The sequence below is a fragment of the Massilia glaciei genome (genome assembly GCF_003011895.2).
Classification (GTDB): Bacteria; Pseudomonadota; Gammaproteobacteria; order Burkholderiales; family Burkholderiaceae_D; genus Telluria_A; species Telluria_A glaciei.
This window is the reverse complement of the sequence record NZ_PXWF02000038.1, coordinates 1-17,243: the sequence shown is the minus strand read 5'-3', so window position 1 is coordinate 17,243 and position 17,243 is coordinate 1. Positions and strand designations below refer to the sequence as shown.

The following is a 17,243-nucleotide window of genomic DNA, read 5'->3' as shown; positions in this document are numbered from 1 at the left end:
CGTGTTTGTTCCTGTGCCGGCGCCCGTGTCTGAGCCCGCGCCCGCGCCCGTGTTTGAGCCCGCGCCCGCGCCCGTGTTTGAGCCCGCGCCGGTCGTCGTTGCGCTGGAGCCGGGCCCGGCGCCCGTCGTGGCCGTGCCCGCCGCCGAGCCAGCACCGCAAGCCGCCGCCGGGCCGGTGTCGGCGCCGACGCCCGCCGCGCCACCGATGTCGCGCCGCTACGGCACCACCTCGACCTTCGTGGCGCCGCCGGTCGCGCCGCCACCGCCGCCGCCGGCCCCGGTCGAGATCGAAGTCGCCGAGCTGATCCCCGAGACGGCCGAGCGCCTGGGCGGCTACACCGACCACCGGCGCTCGTGGATGGACCGGCTCAAGACGGGCCTGTCCAAGACCTCCTCCAACCTGAGCCTGCTGTTTGTCGGGGCCAAGATCGACGAGTACCTGTACGAGGAGCTCGAGGCGGCGCTGCTGATGTCCGACGCCGGCATGGACGCGACCCAATTCCTGCTCGACGCGCTGCGCCTGAAGGTCAAGCAGGACAAGCTGCTCGACGCGGCCGCCGTCAAGGTGGCGCTCAAAGGGCTGATGATCGACATGCTGCGCCCGCTCGAAAAACCGCTCGAACTGGGCCGCCACGAACCGCTCGTGATGATGATCTCCGGCGTCAACGGCGCCGGCAAGACCACCACCATCGGCAAGCTCGCCAAGCACATGCAGGCGCACCACCAATCGGTGCTGCTGGCCGCCGGCGACACCTTCCGCGCCGCCGCGCGCGAGCAGCTGATGGTCTGGGGCCAGCGCAACGGCATCATCGTGGTTTCGCAGGCGTCGGGCGACCCGGCGGCGGTCGCGTTCGACGCCGTGCAGTCGGGCAAGGCACGCTCGGTCGACGTGGTCATGGTCGACACTGCCGGCCGGCTGCCGACCCAGCTGCACCTGATGGAGGAGCTCAAAAAGATCAAGCGCGTGATCGGCAAGGGCATGGACGGCGCGCCGCACGAAACGCTGCTCGTCATCGACGGCAACACGGGCCAGAACGCGCTCACGCAGGTCAAGGCCTTCGACGACGCGCTCGGCCTGACCGGCCTCGTCATCACCAAGCTCGACGGCACCGCCAAGGGCGGCGTGCTGGCCGCCATCGCGCGCGCGCGGCCGGTGCCGGTGTACTTCATCGGCGTGGGCGAGAAGATCGAGGATCTGCAACCGTTCAACGCCACGGAATTCGTCGAAGCACTGCTCGGATAAGGCCCCCATGATTGAATTTCAGTCCGTCTCAAAAGAATATTCCGCCGCGGCCGTCGCGCTGCTCGACGTCTCGTTCAGCGTGCAAAAGGGCGAGCTGGTCTATTTGGCGGGCCCGTCGGGCGCCGGCAAATCGACCCTGCTCAAGATGATCGCCGCGATCGAGCGCCCGAGCGCCGGCAAGGTGCTCGTCAACGGCCAGGACATCGGCAAGCTCAAGCGCGCCAGCGTGCCATTTCTGCGGCGCAACCTCGGCCTGATCTTCCAGCACCAGCGCCTGCTGGGCGACCGCTCGGTGCTGGCCAACACCATGCTGCCGCTGCTCGTGACGGGCGCCTCGAACATGCAGGCCGAGCAGCGCGCCCGCGCCGCGCTCGACAAGGTCGGTCTGCTCGAACGGGCCGGGGCCCGGCCGCAGGAATTGTCGGGCGGCGAACAGCAGCGCGTGTCGATCGCGCGCGCGATCGTCAACCGCCCGCAGATCATCCTGGCCGACGAGCCGACGGCCAACCTCGACCGCGCCAGCGCCGACAGGGTGCTCGACGCCCTGCGCGCCTTCCATTCGGTGGGCGTGACCTGCATGATCTCGACCCACGACGAGCAAGTGCTCGACCGCGCCGCGCGCGTGATCCGGCTCGACCACGGCCAACTGACCGGGGGCGCGGCATGAGACGCTGGTACCGCCAACACCGCTTCGCCGTCGGCGCCGCCCTGATCCACCTGCGCAAGTCGCCGGGCGGATTTTTGTTCAATGTGATCGTCGTTTCGATCGCGCTGGCGCTGCCGTTCGCGGGGCTGACGCTGCTCGACAATGTGCGCCCGATGTCCGAGCAGTTGTCGGTCGATCCCGAGATCAGCCTGTTCATGGGGGCCGAGGCCACGCGCGAGCAGTCGAAGGCGCTGCTGCCCGAGCTGCGCAGGGTGCTCAAGGATGACAAGACCAAGATCGTGTTCGTGCCGCGCGAGGAGGCGCTCGCCGCGCTCAAGAGCAAGAGCGACTTGAGCGACGTGCTCGAGACGCTGGGCGAGAATCCCCTGCCCGACAGCTACGTGCTCAAGCTCGAGGGCTACAACAACGTGGCGGACGCGGGCGGGGTCGACGCCATCGCCGGCCAGTTGCGCGCCCTGCCGGGGGTTGGGACGGTGCAGGTCGATTCGGCGTGGGTCAAGCGTCTAGCGGCCATGCTCGGGGTGCTGCGGATGGTGTTGTTCTTCCTGGCCGGCACGCTCGGCATGGTGGTCATCGCGGTGGTGTTCAACACCATCCGGCTGCAGGTGCTGACGCAGCGCGACGAGATCGCGGTCTCGAAGCTGATCGGCGCGACCGACGGCTTCATCCACCGGCCGTTCTACTACACGGGCGCCTTGCTGGGGCTGTGCGCGGGCGGCGTCGCGCTGGGCGCGGTCGCGCTGGCGCTGCGCCCTTTGAACGGCGCGATCGCCGAATTCGCGCGGCTGTACGCGTCCGAGTTCCAGCTGGTGCCGCTGGCGGCGCCGGAGATCGCGGGCCTGCTGGCCATCAGCGCCGGCCTGGGCCTGATCGGCGCGGTGTTGTCGGTCCAGCGCCACCTGGCGCGCCTGACGTAAGCGCAACGCTTTACGCGCCCGCCATTCATTCCCAAACAGCATCAACGAAAAATTCCGCAACCGGGGTCTGACCCCACTTATGAAACATTTCATAAGTGGGGTCAGACCCCGGTTGCGAAAAATTGCAATTGAGGAAATATCTTAACGCCGGAAGTTCTCAAAAATCAGTCACTTATCGTCACACCGCTGCGCAATGCTGGAAACAATTCGAAAGCGGGGTCTGACCCCACTTACGCCACTTACGGAACATTTCGTAAGTGGGGTCAGACCCCGATTGCCGTCATGGGTAGCCGCGCGCCTCGACCAGGCACGGAGCATCATACAAATATGTATCGCCGATGCCCGTGCCATTCGTTTTTGAATAGCGAGACTGTTAGAATTTCGCGTCGAGACGCACCGAGACGTAACGGAACGCGTCGCGCGCCGGCACCCAGGTCGCCACGCCGGTGTTGGCCACCGTCGACACCGGCGCCGACGCGGCGCCGCGGAAGGTCGGCGTGCCCGCGAAGCCGGTCGTCGCATACGCCTTGTCGAACACGTTGTTGACCAGGAAGCTCAGCTTGTAGCGGCTGCGCTTATCGCGCAGGCCGAATCCGATATCGGTGATGCTGAACGACGGCACGTGGAACGCCGGGTCCTGCGTGATCGTGGTCACCATCTCGCTCTGGTACTTGTAGTTCCCGGTCACGAACAGGTCGAACGATCTCGACGGCAGGCGCACGTCGTACTGCCCGTTGAGGGCCACCTTCACCTTCGGCGACGACTGCATCGCCGCCCCCTTGAGGTTCTGCACCCCCGTCTTGGCACCCGGCGAAATCGGGAAGCAGGCCGTGTTGCGGCCGGCGATCGAGCCGTTCGCGGCCAGGGTCGCGCCCGGAGCCGCCGCGACGTTCAGCGCGTCGTTGTAGCACGAGCCGCCGTCCCAGTCGCGCACCTCGGCGTCGGTGTAGGCCAACGCCGCGTTCAGCAAAAAGTCGCGCGTCACCATCGTATTGATGTCGAGCTCCACGCCGCGGGTGGCCACTTCCGGCACGCTGCTGATTTGCGTCAGAATGGTCGGGCTGCCCGGAATGGTGTAGGTCGACGACGACTGGTAGTTGAAGAAACGCGTTTCGAACACGTTCGCGCTCACCGTCATGCGGTTCTGCAGCAGGTTGGCCTTGACCCCGAGCTCCATGGTGCGCGAGGTCTCGGAGCGCACCGGCGCCGCGCTGGCCGGCGTGAGGGTGCTCAGCAGGCCATACGCGAGTCCCTTGTAGCCGGTCGCCGTCGTGGCGTAGACCATCCAGTCGGGGTTGATCTGCTTCGACAGGCTCAATTTGCCGGTGACCTTGTTCTCCTTGTTGCCCAGGCTTTCGAAGTAGTCCTTGCCCGGCGCGCCCGCCACGAAGGTCTCGCGCGTGACCGTGGTGTTGTAGTTGCGGCCGAAATGGTAGCCCGATTCTTCGGCGTTGAAGCGCGCCCCAGCCAGCAGCGTCCAGCTGGGGACGAATTCCCAGGTGGCCTGGCCGAACAGCGCCTTGTTGATGTTGTAGACGTCGGTGTCGTACACCACCGGGCTGCTGATCGACGATCCGCTGCAGGTGGCGATGCGGCAGTCGCCGCGCGTGAAGAAGCGCTCGGTGTCGTTTTTGGCGTACCACAGCCCCGCGACATAACGGAAGCTGCCCTCGTCGGGCGAGACGTAACGCAGCTCCTGGGTGCTCGACTTGATGTCGTACATGCCGCCCTGGCTGTTACCGATCGAGAACTGCGTCTCGCCCGGCAGCGCGATGGTCGGCACGTCGGACAGGTCCTGGTCGCGGTAGTCATTCGACTTGTAGTGCGAGAACGAGGTGATCGACATCAGCGTGGCGCCGTTCGGCAGATCGTAGGCGATGCGCAGGCCGGCGCCGCGGTCGGTCGAGCTCATGCCGGTCGGGAAGTCGCGGCGCACATCGCGGTTGTACTCGCCCGGCGTGATGCCGGCCAGCGCCAGCGAGGCCGGGATTGCGTTGAGCGAAGTCGGATTGGCCGGCGTCGGCGCCCCGGCCGCGATCAGGTACAACGGGTTGACCGGGTTCTCGCCATTCTTTCCCACTGCCACCGGACCGCCCGGTGAATTCACCGTCAGGCGCCGCAGCGCGTTGGCGCCCCTGGTGTTTTCCTGGGCGTTGTAGGTCGGCGAGAACTGGATGTCGAGATTGGGCGTCGGATGCCATGCCAGCTTCGCCATCAGGGTTTTGCCGCCCGAGCCATTGAGCTTGCCGCCGGTGGTCAGGTTGTTCAGGTTGCCCTCGAAACGGGTGCGGCTGGCGGCCACGCGCAAGCCCAGCGTGTCGCTCACCTTGCCCCCGTACGAGAGCGCGTAACGCCATTCGCCGTCGCTGGTGAGGTAGGCAGAGCCCTTGCCTGCCAGCGGGCCCGAGATCGGCTTGGTGATGATGTTGACCGCGCCCGCCACCGCCGATTTGCCGAACAGGGTGCTTTGCGGCCCCTTGAGCACCTCGACCCGCATCACGTCCGACAGGTCCTTGAACGCCTGGAATTGCTGGGCGATCGGGATGTCGTCGACGATGATCGCGACGTCGGCCTCGATCCCGATGGTGACAGTGGAGGTGCCGATGCCGCGCATGCTGATGGTGTTGTTGGCGCTGGTCGAGCCGGCCGTCACGGTCAAGGCCGGGGTGTTGGCCACCAGGTCCTCGATCTCGCGGATGTTGGTGCGCTCGATGACTGCCTCGTTGACGACCGAAATCGCCATCGGGACGTTCTCGAGTTTTTCGACGCGCTTGTTGGCCGACACCACCACCGTGGCTAGCTGCGACGCGCCGCCTTCTTGCGCTTGGGCCGGCACGCCCACCAGCAGCGCCAGCGCCACGGCCGAGGCAATCGGGGTTGGCTTGCAATTGATGGTCATGCGTTTCTTTTGGTTTTTCATTTTCGTCTCCCTGTCTTGGTTTTTATGATTGTGTTATCGGTACTTCAGCACCCAGCGGACCACCAGCGGGCGTTTGAAACTGAAAGGCGGCGAGGCGCACCGCACATGGCTTAACAAGGCGCCGTTGGGCGACTTGTGCAAATCGCTGCCCTCGGTCGGCCGCGCCTCGCAGGCGGCCAGACCGTCGACCTCGAACCCGGTCACGCCGCCCTCGCCGAAGCGGATGCGGGTGCCGTCGACCACCGGCGCGCCGGAGAACGATGAGAATTCGAGCGTGACCGCCTCGACCGCCAGCTCGCCGCGCGGCGTGTAGGTGTCGGTGCGCGTGATCGAGCCGGGCGCGAAGATGTATTCGGTGTCGAGCGCGATGCGGGCATCCTTGACCGGGGCCTTGTCGCCTAGCCGGTCCAATTCGTCCTGGCGGTAGCGTACCCGCCATGCGTCGCCGTCCCGGCGCGACGCGATATCCTTGAGGTAGGCCGCGCCGAGCAGTTCGCTGCCGTCGGCCAGCGTGAACTTGGGCAGCAACTGCGGATGCGCGTGACCGCTGTCGGGAATCCCCGCCACCAAACCGTGCGCGAACGGCAGCGGATAGTAGGGGCTGTTGTCGTGCTGGCCGGCGCCACCGTTGACCATCAACAGGCTGAACACGTGGCCGCGGTCACGGAAGACCGCCAGCGCCCGGTCGTACTCGCCCTTGGCGAACCAGGTCAGGCTGAACGGCGGCTGGGATTTGGCCAGCCATTTATCCAGGCCCGGCTCGACCTTGCGGTCCTTGAAGCCGGCGTCGTTCCATTGCCGGTTCGTGAATATGAGCTGGTGCAGCAGGCTGAAATTCTCGCCGAGGATGCGGTGCTTGCCGCGGTAGGCGTCGGTGCGGCGGCCCTTGCCCCACATGTCGACCGATTTCATGGCAGGGTCGTACCAGAAGCCGGGGTAGCGCGCGGCGATGCGCGACGAATAGGCGTATGCGAAGGTTTTCTCGTCGGGCGTGAGCACGTCGAGCTTGGCCGCCACCGACAGGATCTCGAGCATCGCGGTTTCGCCATACGGCCCGAGGCTGCGCCCGAACGAGAACCCCTCGCCCGTCTCGCTGGCCAAAATGAGCGCCACGGTGGCGGCCTTGCGCAGCTTTTGCTTGAGCTCGGGCGTGACCGGCAGGCCGGTTTCGAGGAAGCGCTCGCAGATCTCGGCGATCAGCAAGATGCTGTAGCGGTCGAAGCGCCCCTCGCCCGAGGTCTCGTCGGAGAAGCCGTAGGTGCCCGAATAGGCGTCGTAGTGGTGCAGCGTCTTTTGCAGCAGGACGGCGGCGGCGCTGTCGTCCTCCCAGCCGAGCAACATGCGCAGGCGCGCCACGCTGAAGGCGACCCCGAAGTAGTTGGTCGGCAGGTTGATCAGTTCGTAGTCGGGCTGCGAGACGAATGTGCGCCAGTCGAGCCGCGTGCGCAGTTTGGCCAGCGTTGCCGGGCTGACCGCGCGCTCGAGCAGGCCGGCCTTCTTGAGGCTGTGCAGCGCCGACAGGTAGTAGTAGATGCCCCAGCTGTGGTTGTCCATGCCGACGGTCAGGTCGGCGATGTCGCGGTATTGGCGCAGCCGGGTGTCGAGCGCGGGATCGTCGGCCGCCTTGTTGAGCAAGACGTAGCTCAGGCCGATGGCGATTTTTCCGGGCAAAAATTTGTCGTTGCTGGCGAAGGGCTTCTGGCCGTCGATCAGCAAGCCTTCCTTTTCGGCGGCCAGACGCGTGAAGAAGTAGTCGAGCTGGGGTTGCAGGTCGCGCTGGACGATGGTGTTCATCGGCGTCTCCGCGGCCGGCGCTGTCGCCGGCGCGGCCTGCGCGGCGCAGCCGCTTAGGGTCAGCGGCAAGGCCAGCGGCAGGGCCAGGTGCGCCGCCAACAGCGCCGAACGAAGTGCTTTTCTCTTTCGGGTCATCTCGGTCTCGTTTTATTTTTCAGGTAATCGTTTAACTAGATAGTATGGCATTTCCACAAACAGGACAACCCTTACGTAAAATATTTGCGTGGCTGTTGCGAAAACGCTCTGTGGGGCGCGCCCTAGCCGGGGCGGTAGCGCCCTTCGTACGAGGCCGCAAGCTGGTCGATATGCACCGTCACGGCGAGCGGCGCGAGCAGGCCCGCGCCTTCGATGTGGGCGCGCACAGCGGCCAGCAGCGTGGCGCCGGCCAGGTCGATCGTTTCATCGCTTCTTCCGGGCGTCACCCGCAAATTCAGATAGATGAAGGCGTTGTCGGGATGGCCGTCCGCGACCGCGTGGCACGGCGCCGGATAGGCCAGCACGCGCGTGCCGGCAAGGGGGAACACGCTCTTGCCGGAAGCGTCGGCCAGGCCTGCCATGGCGCCGGCCAAGGCGCGGCACAAGTCGCCCATGCGGATTTCGGGATCGAGGTTGGCGGTGTAGTCGATGCGTAGATGGGGCATGGGATGAATGTATAACGTTTAACCAACGAGGCTAAAAGCCACGGGAAATGGCAGGCGCCTGGCCCGACGGCGTTTATTTTTAAACGGATGCCTTGCGGCGCATGGTCGACGAGCGCAGCACCAATTGCGGCTCGACCATCGTGAAATCGACCTTGCTGTCGCCGTCGATCGCGGCGAGCAGCTTGGTCATGCCCGCCACGCCCATGCGCTCGCTCTGCAGGTCGACCGAAGTCAGGGGCGGCGAGGTGTAGCGGCAGAACTGGATGTTGTCGAAGCCGGCGACCGAGATATCGTCGGGCACCCGAAAGCCCAGCGTCTGCGCCTCTTTCATGAAGCCGAGCGCCATCAGGTCGTTGTAGCAGATGATCGCGTCGGGATGGCGGGCGCCGAGCATGATGGCCGAACTAAGCCGCTCCCCCTCGGCCGCGGTCGGCGCGTTGCAGTCGTAGACGGTGAGCTCGAGCTGGTGCGAGGCCAGGCATTCGCGGATGCCGCCCATGCGCTCCTCGTCGCGGCGCGAGCGTGAAAAGCCCATGTAGGCGATGCGCTCGTGCCCCAGCGCCACCAGATGCTGGGTGATCATGTAGGCGCCGCGGCGGTCGTCGCTGCCCACGCACGGCAGCTGCAGGAGGGTCAGCCGGCCGAAGAACACCAGCGGCTTTTGCATGTCGACCATCCATTCCATCTCCTGCTCGGGCATGCGCGAGAACACCAGCATGCCGTCGACCCGCCGGCTCAGCGCTTCGAGCAGGGCCCGCTCGCGCGCGGCGTTTTCGTCGGTGTCGACCAATAGCAGCGTGTAGCCGTGTTCGAGCGCGACCCGGTTGGCGCCCTTGACGATGCTGGTGAAATGCGGATTGCTGATGTCGAGCACAGACAGGCCGATGGTCTTGGTGCGCCCAGTGATCATCGATTGCGCGAGCGGGTTGGAGCGGTATCCAAGCTGCTCGATGACCTGCTTGATGGTGGCCTCGACCGCCGGCGAAAAGCGCTGCGCGCCGTTCACGTATTTGGACACCGTGGCGGTCGACACCCCCGCTGCTGCGGCGACGTCGCGAATGGTCGGAATGCTTTTTTTCATGGGGCGGTTAAGCGATTAACGTTTATTACTTGAAGAATGCCATATTCGCACAGTTTTCGGTCGTTTTACAAGCCCGTGAATTTCCCCGATAAACAATTTGACAGTGCAAACAAACCGGTTATACTCGTAGTTAAACGATTAACCAAACATTGACACTCCCCCAACCTCAGCGGCGGCCCCATGACCCAGACACCGAAATCCAAGCCCTTCCACCGACTTTTGCTGACCGGCGCCGCCGGAGGCCTGGGGCGCATGCTGCGCGAACGCGTCAAAACGTGGACCGAGATCGTCCGCCTGAGCGACGTGGCGGACATGGGCGCGGCCGCCGAGGGCGAAGAGATCGTCCGCTGCGACCTGGCCGACAACGCCGCCGTGCGCGCGATGATGGAGGGGGTGCAGGCGGTGCTGCACTTTGGCGGCATCTCGGTCGAGGCGCGCTTCGAGCCGATCATGCAGGCCAACATCCTCGGCCTGTACAACCTGTACGAGGCGGTGCACAAGGCCGGTGTTAAGCGCGTGGTGTATGCCAGCTCCAACCACGTGACCGGCTTTTACCAGACCACCGAGCTGGTCGACGCGACCATGCCGCAGCGCCCGGACAGCTTTTACGGCGTGAGCAAATGCTTCGGCGAGGCGCTGTCGCGCTACTACTACGACCGCTTCGGCATCGAGACGGTTTGCCTGCGCATCGGCTCCTCGTTCCCGGAGCCGCGCAATGCGCGCATGATGACCACCTATCTCAGCTACGACGACCTGGTCGAGTTGATCCGCTGCGCGCTGTTCACGCCGCGCGTCGGGCATACGATCGCGTTCGGCAACTCGGACAACGACACCACCTGGTGGGACAACAGCCAGGCGGCGCACCTGGGCTACCAGCCGAAGGACAGTTCGCGCGCGTTCGCGCATCTGTTCCCCGACACCGCCGAGCGCCCGCCGGCGGACGACCCGACCACCATCTACCAGGGCGGCCCGTTCGTTCTGGCCGGACCGCAGTACTAGTCAGAACACGGAAAAGCGGAACGTCGTCACCGAGCGGTACGGGGTTCCGGGCCGCAGCGCGGTCGATGGAAAATGCGCGTGGTTCGGGCTGTCGGCAAGGTGCTGGGTCTCGAACGCGAAGCCGTCGTGGCGCTGGTAGGCCACGCCTTCGGCGCCGGCCTCGGTTCCGTCATATCCATTGCCACTGTTGAAGATCACCGACGGCTCCGAGGTGCTGATCCGCATGCGCCGGCCACTGGCCGCGTCGTCGATCGTGGCCACCTGCGCCAACTCCCCCTCCCCCTTGTCGAACACCAGACCGTGGTCGAACCATGCCGGCGCCCCCAGCACCGGCGAGGCCTGCGCAAGCCGCTCCATCACGCCGGCGCCTCGGCGAAAGTCGAGCGCGGTCCCGGCCACGCTGGCCAGCCCGCCGGTTGGCACGCGCAGGGCGTCGGTCACCACATAGCGGCTCGCGTGGATGCGGAACCGGTGCGAGGCCAGCGCGCGCGTGCCCGCGCCGGACAGATTGAAGAAGCCGTGGTTGGTCAAGTTGATGACGGTGGGCGCGTTGGTGCTTGCCTCGTATTCGATGCGCAATTCGTTCTGCTTGCGCAGCAGGCGGTAGGTGACGCGCAGCGCCAAGCGGCCGGGAAAACCCTGGTCGCCGTCCGGACTAACGAGCTGGAACACCGAGCCGATCGACGCCAGGTCGGCAAAGTCGTGGCGGCGCCACACGCGCCGGTCGTAGCCGGCCGGGTCCCCGTGGATCGCCAGTCCTTTGGCGTTGGGCGGCAGTTTGACGATGCGCCCGTCGAGCGTGTAGGTGGCCTTGCCGATCCGCCCCGCGTAGCGGCCGATGACGGCACCGTGCCGCCGCTTGGTCGATTCGTAGGCGGCCAGCGTGGGCAGGCCGAGCATGACGTTGGCGGCCCTGCCCTTGCGGTCTGGTACGCGGATCGCGGTGATGGTGGCGCCGTAGTCGATGTAGCTAAGCGCCATGCCGCGTTCGTTCACAAGCGTGACCTGCTCGACCACCTGCCCGGAACCGGTCACGCCAAAACGCTGCACCGTGATCGAGGCGAATGCGGACGGCGCCGCGCACCCAAGAGCCAGCAGTAGCAACGCGTAAGGAGCGGCGTGTTCGGATTTTTGCGCTGTCATGCGATCAAGGATTGATGGTCGAGCCCTATCGTATAGCCCGCGCCGGAACAGGGCAAGCGCCACTGCGCATGCCGCCGAGGCCGCGCCCCGCCAATAACAACAATGCGCAAGAGCCCAGGTAGCCGGCGGCCGTGGCCAGGCCGGGCAGCTCGCTGCCGTGGGCCTGGCCGTGCAGCAGCGCGCAGCCGGCCACCAGGGCAATCGCGGCGCCGGCCGGCAGGCGCACCTTCGCCAGCAACAGCGCGCCGACCAGCAGCGCGCTGGCCAGGACCGCCGGCTCCGACAGCACCGCGGCGCCCTGCGCCAGGGCGCCGAGGGCCATCATCAGCAAGAAGCAGAGCGGCAGGGTCCAGCGCTGCTTTTGCCTGCCGCTCCATATGCCGACGCCGAGCATCGCCAGCAAATGGTCGATGCCCGTGAATGGATGGGCGAGGCCGGCGACCAGGCCGGACGCGCCGGCATGGCCGCCATGCGCGGCGGCGGGCAGGGCGACCAGGCACAGCACCAATGCGAGCGTTTTTTTCATGTGGGTTCTCCTTGGGTAGGCATGGTCAGTCGAGCAGGCCCTGGCTGCGGATGAAATCGACCACCGCCTCCACGCCCTCCCCGGTTTTCAGGTTGGTGAACACGAACGGGCGCTCGCCACGCTGCTTGCGCGCGTCCTGCGCCATGATGTCGAGGTTCGCGCCCACGTGCGGCGCCAGGTCGGTCTTGTTGATGATCAGCAGATCCGAGCGGGTGATGCCCGGGCCGCCCTTGCGCGGGATCTTCTCGCCGCCGGCGACGTCGATCACGTACAGGGTCAGGTCCGACAGCTCGGGGCTGAAGGTGGCGGCCAGGTTGTCGCCGCCGGACTCGATCAGGATCAGCGCCAGATCCGGAAAATCGGCATGCATGCGCGCGATCGCCTCGAGGTTGATCGAGGCGTCCTCGCGGATCGCGGTGTGCGGGCAGCCGCCGGTCTCGACGCCCATCAACCGCTCGGGCGCCAGCGCGCCGGCGCGCACCAGGATCTCCATGTCCTCGCGCGTGTAGATGTCGTTGGTGATCACGGCCATGTCGTAGCGTTCGCGCATGCGCTTGCAGAGCATCTCGCACAGCGCCGTCTTGCCGGAACCGACCGGCCCTCCAATGCCGACCCGCAGCGGATTCGACGTCATGATTTTCTCCTTCAGGATCGATACAGCCTGCCGTGCTGCACCTCGTGGCGCATCGACAGGATTGATAAACCGGGCGACCAGTTCGACATGCCGTCGTCGGCCAAGGTGCGGGCGTGGGCCGCGGCCAGCGCGATCTCGTCGCGCAGCGACAGCAGCATGCGCTGGCCCGCCACCTGCCCCACCGGGATCGACTTGACGCACACCAGCACCTGGTTCTCGGCCCAGCCGAACAGCAGCGCCAGCAAGGCCTCCTGGTGCGGCATGCCGAGCGCGTCGACCGCGCACGCGAACGCGGTCGGCAGGCAGGTGTCCCCGGTCAGCGCGCCGGTGTCGGCCACGCCGAGTTCGGCCCCCAGGTTCTTCAGCGAATAACCCATCTGGACCGTCTCGGCGCGGAACTCGGCGCTGTCGCGCGAGGCCACGAAGCGCTCGTTCCACAGCGCCACCGAGGCGTCGTCGCGCGCCTCGAAGGCCTTGAGCAGGCGCCAGAACAAGGGCGCGTCCCAGGCGGCCACCACCTCGTGCAGATAGCACACGATCCATGCGCGACCGCTGTCGGCGTCGTGCACGATGCCCGCCTCGAGCGCCGACTCGAGCCCCTGCGAATAGCTGTAGCCGCCGATCGGCAACGCCGGGCTGGCAAACTGCAGCAGGTGCAGCAAGGCGCCGGCGTTCATGGCGTGACGGGATCGCGCGGCCGGTGGATCCGCTGGCGCGCGGGAACGGGCGCTAGCAGATGGGTCTCGCCGCCATGGCCGTGGCCGCCGCCCGCGTAGGCGCCCGCCTCCGGCTCGAACGCGGCCATCTGGGTTTCCACACGCGCGCCAAGGCCCTCGACCATCTCTTTGAGCACCGGGTCGACCCGCATGCGCAAAAAACCGGGGCCGATCTGCACCTGCGTGTGCCGGTTCCCGAGATGAAAAGCGCAGCGCGCCAGAATGTGCGGCGTCGCGCACTCGACGCTGTAGGTCGGCTCGGAGGCGGCGCGCACCCGCACCACCCGCCCTGCGGGCCCGGTCAGCAGGTCGCCGTCGCGCAGCACGCTGCCGCGCGCCATGAACACGGCGGCCTCTTCGCCCGAGGCCAGGCGCGCGCGCAGGCGGCACTTTTCGCGCTGGTCGTACGGCAGCAGCAGTTCGGCGTCGACCGTGTCGGCGCGTTCGAGCTTGGTGTGCAGGGTCAGCATGTCGGCTCCTAAAAATAAAAAATAGCGCTGCGCCATCGGCAGCACGCTGGCCGCCTCGCAGAACAGCAGCTGGCCGTCGGCGCGCACCTGGTAGGTCTCGGGATCGACCTCCATGTGCGGGGTGGCGCCGTTGTGGACCATGTCACCCTTGCGCAGCTGGCGCACGCCGCGCACCGGAATCAGCGTTTTGGACAGGCCCAGTTGGGCGGCCAGCCCGGCGTCGCAGGCCGCCTGCGAGACGAAGGTGAACGACTTTTTGAGCCCGCCGCCAAAGGCGCCGAACATCATCCGGTAGTGCACCGGTTGCGGGGTCGGGATCGAGGCGTTGGGGTCGCCCATCTGCGCCGCCGCGATCATGCCGCCCTTGAGGATCATCGATGGCTTGACCCCGAAAAATGCGGGCTTCCAGAGCACGATGTCGGCGATCTTGCCCACCTCGAGCGAACCGACCACGTGTGATATGCCATGCGTGATGGCCGGGTTGATCGTGTACTTGGCGATGTAGCGCTTGACGCGGAAGTTGTCGTTGCGCGCCGAGTCGGGTGCGAGCGGGCCGCGCTGGAGCTTCATCTTGTGGGCGCTCTGCCAGGTGCGCATGATCACCTCGCCCACCCTGCCCATCGCCTGCGAGTCCGACGACATCATCGAAATGGCGCCGAGGTCGTGCAGGATGTCTTCGGCGGCGATGGTCTCGCGCCGGATGCGCGACTCGGCGAAGGCGACGTCCTCGGCGATAGCCGGGTCCAGGTGGTGGCACACCATCAGCATGTCGAGGTGCTCGTCGAGCGTGTTGATGGTGAACGGACGGGTCGGATTGGTAGACGACGGCAGCACGTTCGACTGCCCGACCGCGGCGATGATGTCGGGCGCGTGGCCGCCGCCGGCGCCTTCGGTGTGGAAGGTGTGGATGGTGCGGTCCTTGAACGCGGCCAGCGTGTTCTCCAAAAAGCCGCCCTCGTTCAAGGTGTCCGAATGGAGCGCGACCTGGACGTCCATGCGTTCGGCCACCGACAGGCAGTTGTCGATCGCGGCCGGGGTGCTGCCCCAGTCCTCGTGCAGCTTGAGGTCGATGGCGCCGGCCAGCACCTGCTCCTCGAGCGGGCCAGGCAGGCTCACATTGCCCTTGCCCATGAAGCCGAGGTTCATCGGAAAGGCGTCGGCCGCGGCGAGCATCGCGTGCAGGTGCCACGGCCCCGGCGTGCAGGTGGTGGCGGCGGTGCCCACGGCCGGCCCGGTGCCGCCGCCGAGCATGGTCGTCACGCCGCTCATGAGCGCCTCCTCGATCTGCTGCGGGCAGATGAAATGGATGTGGGTGTCGACCCCGCCGGCGGTGACGATCAGGCCCTCGCCCGCGATGATCTCGGTGGCGCCGCCGATGGCCAGCGTCACGCCCGGCTGGATGTCCGGGTTGCCGGCCTTGCCGATGGCGGCGACCAGGCCGGCCTTGATGCCGATGTCGGCCTTGACGATGCCCCAATGGTCGACGATGACGGCGTTGGTGATGACGGTGTCCATGACGTCGGCGTGCAGGCGCTGCGACTGGCCCATGCCGTCGCGGATCACCTTGCAGCCGCCGAACTTGACCTCCTCGCCGTAGAGCGCGAAATCGCGTTCGATCTCGATGAACAATTCGGTGTCGGCCAGCCGGATGCGGTCGCCCGTGGTGGGGCCGTACATTTTGGCGTAGGCGCTGCGCGAGATCGTTGGCATCAGTTTCCTCCCTGCGGGGGCAGCTCGCCCATCACCTGGCCGTTGAAGCCGAACACGCGCCGCCCGCCCGCCAGCGCGACCAGCTCGACCGCGCGCCGCTGGCCCGGCTCGAAGCGCACGGCGGTGCCGGCGGCGATGTTCAGGCGCATGCCGAGCGCGGCGCCGCGTCCGAACTCCAGCGCGCTGTTGACCTCGAAAAAATGGAAGTGCGAGCCGACCTGGATCGGCCGGTCGCCGGCGTTGGCGACCACCAGCGAGACGGTGGCGCGCCCGGCGTTGATCTCGATATCGCCCGCCTCGAGCAGGTATTGGCCGGGGATCATGGCCGGCGCCGATCGGCGTGGACGCTGTGCATGGGCGCGCTCACGGAATGGGGTTGTGGACGGTGACGAGCTTGCTGCCGTCGGGGAAGGTCGCTTCGACCTGGATGTCGGGGATCATCTCGGCGATCCCGTCCATGACGTCGGCGCGGGTCAGGATGTGGGCGCCCTCGGACATCAGCTCGGCCACGCTCTTGCCGTCGCGCGCGCCCTCCATGATGGCGGCGCTGATCAGGGCCACCGCCTCGGGATGGCTGAGCTTGAGCCCGCGCGCGCGGCGGCGTTCGGCCAGCAGGCCCGCCGTGAATATCAGCAGCTTGTCTTTTTCGCGCGGAGTCAGATCCATGGTCGTGTCCTGTTAGTCGGTCTAAGTGAGCCAGATGCGCGGAACCGGCGCCGCGCAGCCGAGCAGATGTGGCCGCAGCGCCTGCCATACGAGGATGACGAGGCGGCGCGCCTGTTCGCTGTCGTGGCCGAGGTAGCGCGCGACGAACACGGCTTTGAGCTGGCTGACGGCGAGCGCCGGATCGAGCGCGCGTATTCGCGCCTGCAACGCCGGCGGCACGGCGGCGCCGACCGCGACGACGGTGGCGCACACGCTCGCGCCGCCGAGGCCGAGTACGCTGTCCATGGCGGGGCCGTCGGCGCGCAAGTTGCCCTGCTCCCACCAGAGCAGCTTGCCGCCGCGCCAAATCTGGGTGCGCTGATTGATCGCGCCGGAAGCGAAGTGCTCGCCCGAGGCGCGGCGCCCGAAACACAGGATTTCGCAGCCTATATAGGTGGCGTCGGCGGCCAGCCTGACCTCGTGGCGCAGGCGGACCTGGGCGTCGTTAAAAAAAATCGTCTCCTGCGGCAACCACTCGAGGGCGGCGCCGTGGCCGGCCTCGAGGCACACCTGCTGGGTCGACAGCTTGCCGTTGGCCCGATACCACTTGGACGCGCCGGGCGAGCTGAGCAAGGCATGTGCGGCGGGGCCGGCGACGGCGTCGATCGCCAGGCCGTCACCGCCGACGACGCCGCCGGGCGGATGGATGATGATCGCGTGGCAAATGCGCGCGCCTTCCGGATACAGCGGCTTTTGCACGCGCAGCGGCCCGCGGTGGACATTGCCGGCGAGCCGCGTGGCGCCGGCGTCGTCGGCGAAGCGCAGGCGCAGGCTGGCCTGCCAGGCGGCCGGATGGGAATCAAGAGCGGTAGAGTCGTCGCGCATAAGCCGGACAAAGCAGGACGCGTGCCAGTGCCACGGGCAGAGGAAAGGCACCGCTGCGCACGCGCACCAAGCCGGTGAAGGGACGCAAAATCGCGGTGCGAAACATTCCTCCGCAGCGACATTTTGTAACCGGGGTCTGACCCCGATAGCGGAATGTTCCATAAGTGGGGTCAGACCCCGATAGCGAAATTCTTCGTATCGCTAGAGCGCGCGCTTTGCTAATTTCTTAACCGGGGTCTGACCCAATCCACC

16 protein-coding genes and 1 pseudogene are annotated in these 17,243 nt (G+C 66.7%); 4 read left to right on the top strand and 13 right to left on the bottom strand.

Features of this window, described 5'->3' with window-relative positions:
- Nucleotide 1 precedes the first annotated feature (1 nt).
- From ftsY to ftsX, 3 genes are read left to right on the top strand one after another with little or no spacing between them, the layout of a single operon-like run.
- Nucleotides 2-1,243 (top strand): signal recognition particle-docking protein FtsY, encoded by a 1,242-nt coding sequence (ftsY, locus tag C7C56_RS02755; RefSeq protein ID WP_229457959.1) that lies wholly within the window; start codon nt 2-4, stop codon nt 1,241-1,243.
- A gap of 7 nt (nt 1,244-1,250) precedes the next feature.
- Nucleotides 1,251-1,910, top strand: coding sequence for a cell division ATP-binding protein FtsE (locus C7C56_RS02750; protein ID WP_106755973.1), 660 nt, complete (start codon nt 1,251-1,253; stop codon nt 1,908-1,910).
- Entirely contained in the window at nt 1,907-2,827 is a 921-nt protein-coding gene (ftsX, locus tag C7C56_RS02745) for a permease-like cell division protein FtsX (protein WP_106755972.1), read from the top strand. The genes C7C56_RS02750 and ftsX overlap by 4 nt, the downstream gene beginning before the upstream one ends.
- Before the next feature lie 373 nt (nt 2,828-3,200).
- On the opposite strand, the gene C7C56_RS02740 is transcribed toward ftsX, so the two are convergent.
- The 4 genes from C7C56_RS02740 to C7C56_RS02725 form a co-directional block, all read right to left on the bottom strand.
- Complete coding sequence (locus C7C56_RS02740; protein ID WP_106755971.1) at nt 3,201-5,747, bottom strand: TonB-dependent receptor; 2,547 nt, start codon at nt 5,745-5,747, stop codon at nt 3,201-3,203.
- A 33-nt stretch (nt 5,748-5,780) separates the two neighbouring features.
- Entirely contained in the window at nt 5,781-7,676 is a 1,896-nt protein-coding gene (locus C7C56_RS02735; protein WP_106755970.1) for a hypothetical protein, read from the bottom strand.
- 122 nt (nt 7,677-7,798) lie between these two features.
- Entirely contained in the window at nt 7,799-8,182 is a 384-nt protein-coding gene (locus C7C56_RS02730) for a 5-carboxymethyl-2-hydroxymuconate isomerase (protein ID WP_106755969.1), read from the bottom strand.
- A gap of 79 nt (nt 8,183-8,261) precedes the next feature.
- A complete protein-coding gene (locus tag C7C56_RS02725) occupies nt 8,262-9,263 on the bottom strand; it encodes a LacI family DNA-binding transcriptional regulator (protein WP_106755968.1) in 1,002 nt (333 codons plus the stop codon).
- A gap of 180 nt (nt 9,264-9,443) precedes the next feature.
- Between C7C56_RS02725 and C7C56_RS02720 the strand changes: the two genes are divergently transcribed.
- Nucleotides 9,444-10,262, top strand: a complete 819-nt coding sequence (locus C7C56_RS02720) for an NAD-dependent epimerase/dehydratase family protein (protein WP_106755967.1) — start codon at nt 9,444-9,446, stop codon at nt 10,260-10,262.
- On the opposite strand, the gene C7C56_RS02715 is transcribed toward C7C56_RS02720, so the two are convergent.
- The 9 genes and pseudogenes from C7C56_RS02715 to C7C56_RS02680 all read right to left on the bottom strand — a co-directional run bounded on the left by C7C56_RS02715 (nt 10,263) and on the right by C7C56_RS02680 (nt 16,991).
- Nucleotides 10,263-11,405, bottom strand: a complete 1,143-nt coding sequence (locus tag C7C56_RS02715) for an aldose epimerase family protein (protein ID WP_106755966.1) — start codon at nt 11,403-11,405, stop codon at nt 10,263-10,265.
- Nucleotides 11,406-11,430: 25 nt separating this feature from the next.
- Entirely contained in the window at nt 11,431-11,931 is a 501-nt protein-coding gene (locus tag C7C56_RS02710) for a HupE/UreJ family protein (RefSeq protein WP_106755965.1), read from the bottom strand.
- Between the two features lie 25 nt (nt 11,932-11,956).
- Nucleotides 11,957-12,565 carry an urease accessory protein UreG gene (gene ureG / locus C7C56_RS02705; protein ID WP_106755964.1) on the bottom strand — a complete coding sequence of 203 codons (609 nt, stop codon included), beginning with the start codon at nt 12,563-12,565 and terminating at the stop codon, nt 11,957-11,959.
- Between the two features lie 11 nt (nt 12,566-12,576).
- Complete coding sequence (locus C7C56_RS02700) at nt 12,577-13,242, bottom strand: urease accessory protein UreF (protein ID WP_106755963.1); 666 nt, start codon at nt 13,240-13,242, stop codon at nt 12,577-12,579.
- Nucleotides 13,239-13,751, bottom strand: coding sequence for an urease accessory protein UreE (gene ureE, locus C7C56_RS29605; protein ID WP_229457961.1), 513 nt, complete (start codon nt 13,749-13,751; stop codon nt 13,239-13,241). Before ureE ends, C7C56_RS02700 begins: the two co-directional genes overlap by 4 nt.
- Before the next feature lie 12 nt (nt 13,752-13,763).
- Nucleotides 13,764-15,461, bottom strand: a pseudogene (ureC, locus tag C7C56_RS02695) (urease subunit alpha); the annotation flags it as partial.
- Complete coding sequence (locus C7C56_RS02690) at nt 15,461-15,784, bottom strand: urease subunit beta (protein ID WP_106755962.1); 324 nt, start codon at nt 15,782-15,784, stop codon at nt 15,461-15,463. The gene C7C56_RS02690 and the pseudogene ureC, both read right to left, overlap by 1 nt.
- A 40-nt stretch (nt 15,785-15,824) precedes the next feature.
- Nucleotides 15,825-16,127 carry an urease subunit gamma gene (locus C7C56_RS02685; RefSeq protein WP_106755961.1) on the bottom strand — a complete coding sequence of 101 codons (303 nt, stop codon included), beginning with the start codon at nt 16,125-16,127 and terminating at the stop codon, nt 15,825-15,827.
- Between the two features lie 21 nt (nt 16,128-16,148).
- Complete coding sequence (locus tag C7C56_RS02680) at nt 16,149-16,991, bottom strand: urease accessory protein UreD (protein ID WP_106755960.1); 843 nt, start codon at nt 16,989-16,991, stop codon at nt 16,149-16,151.
- Between the last annotated feature and the right edge of the window lie 252 nt (nt 16,992-17,243).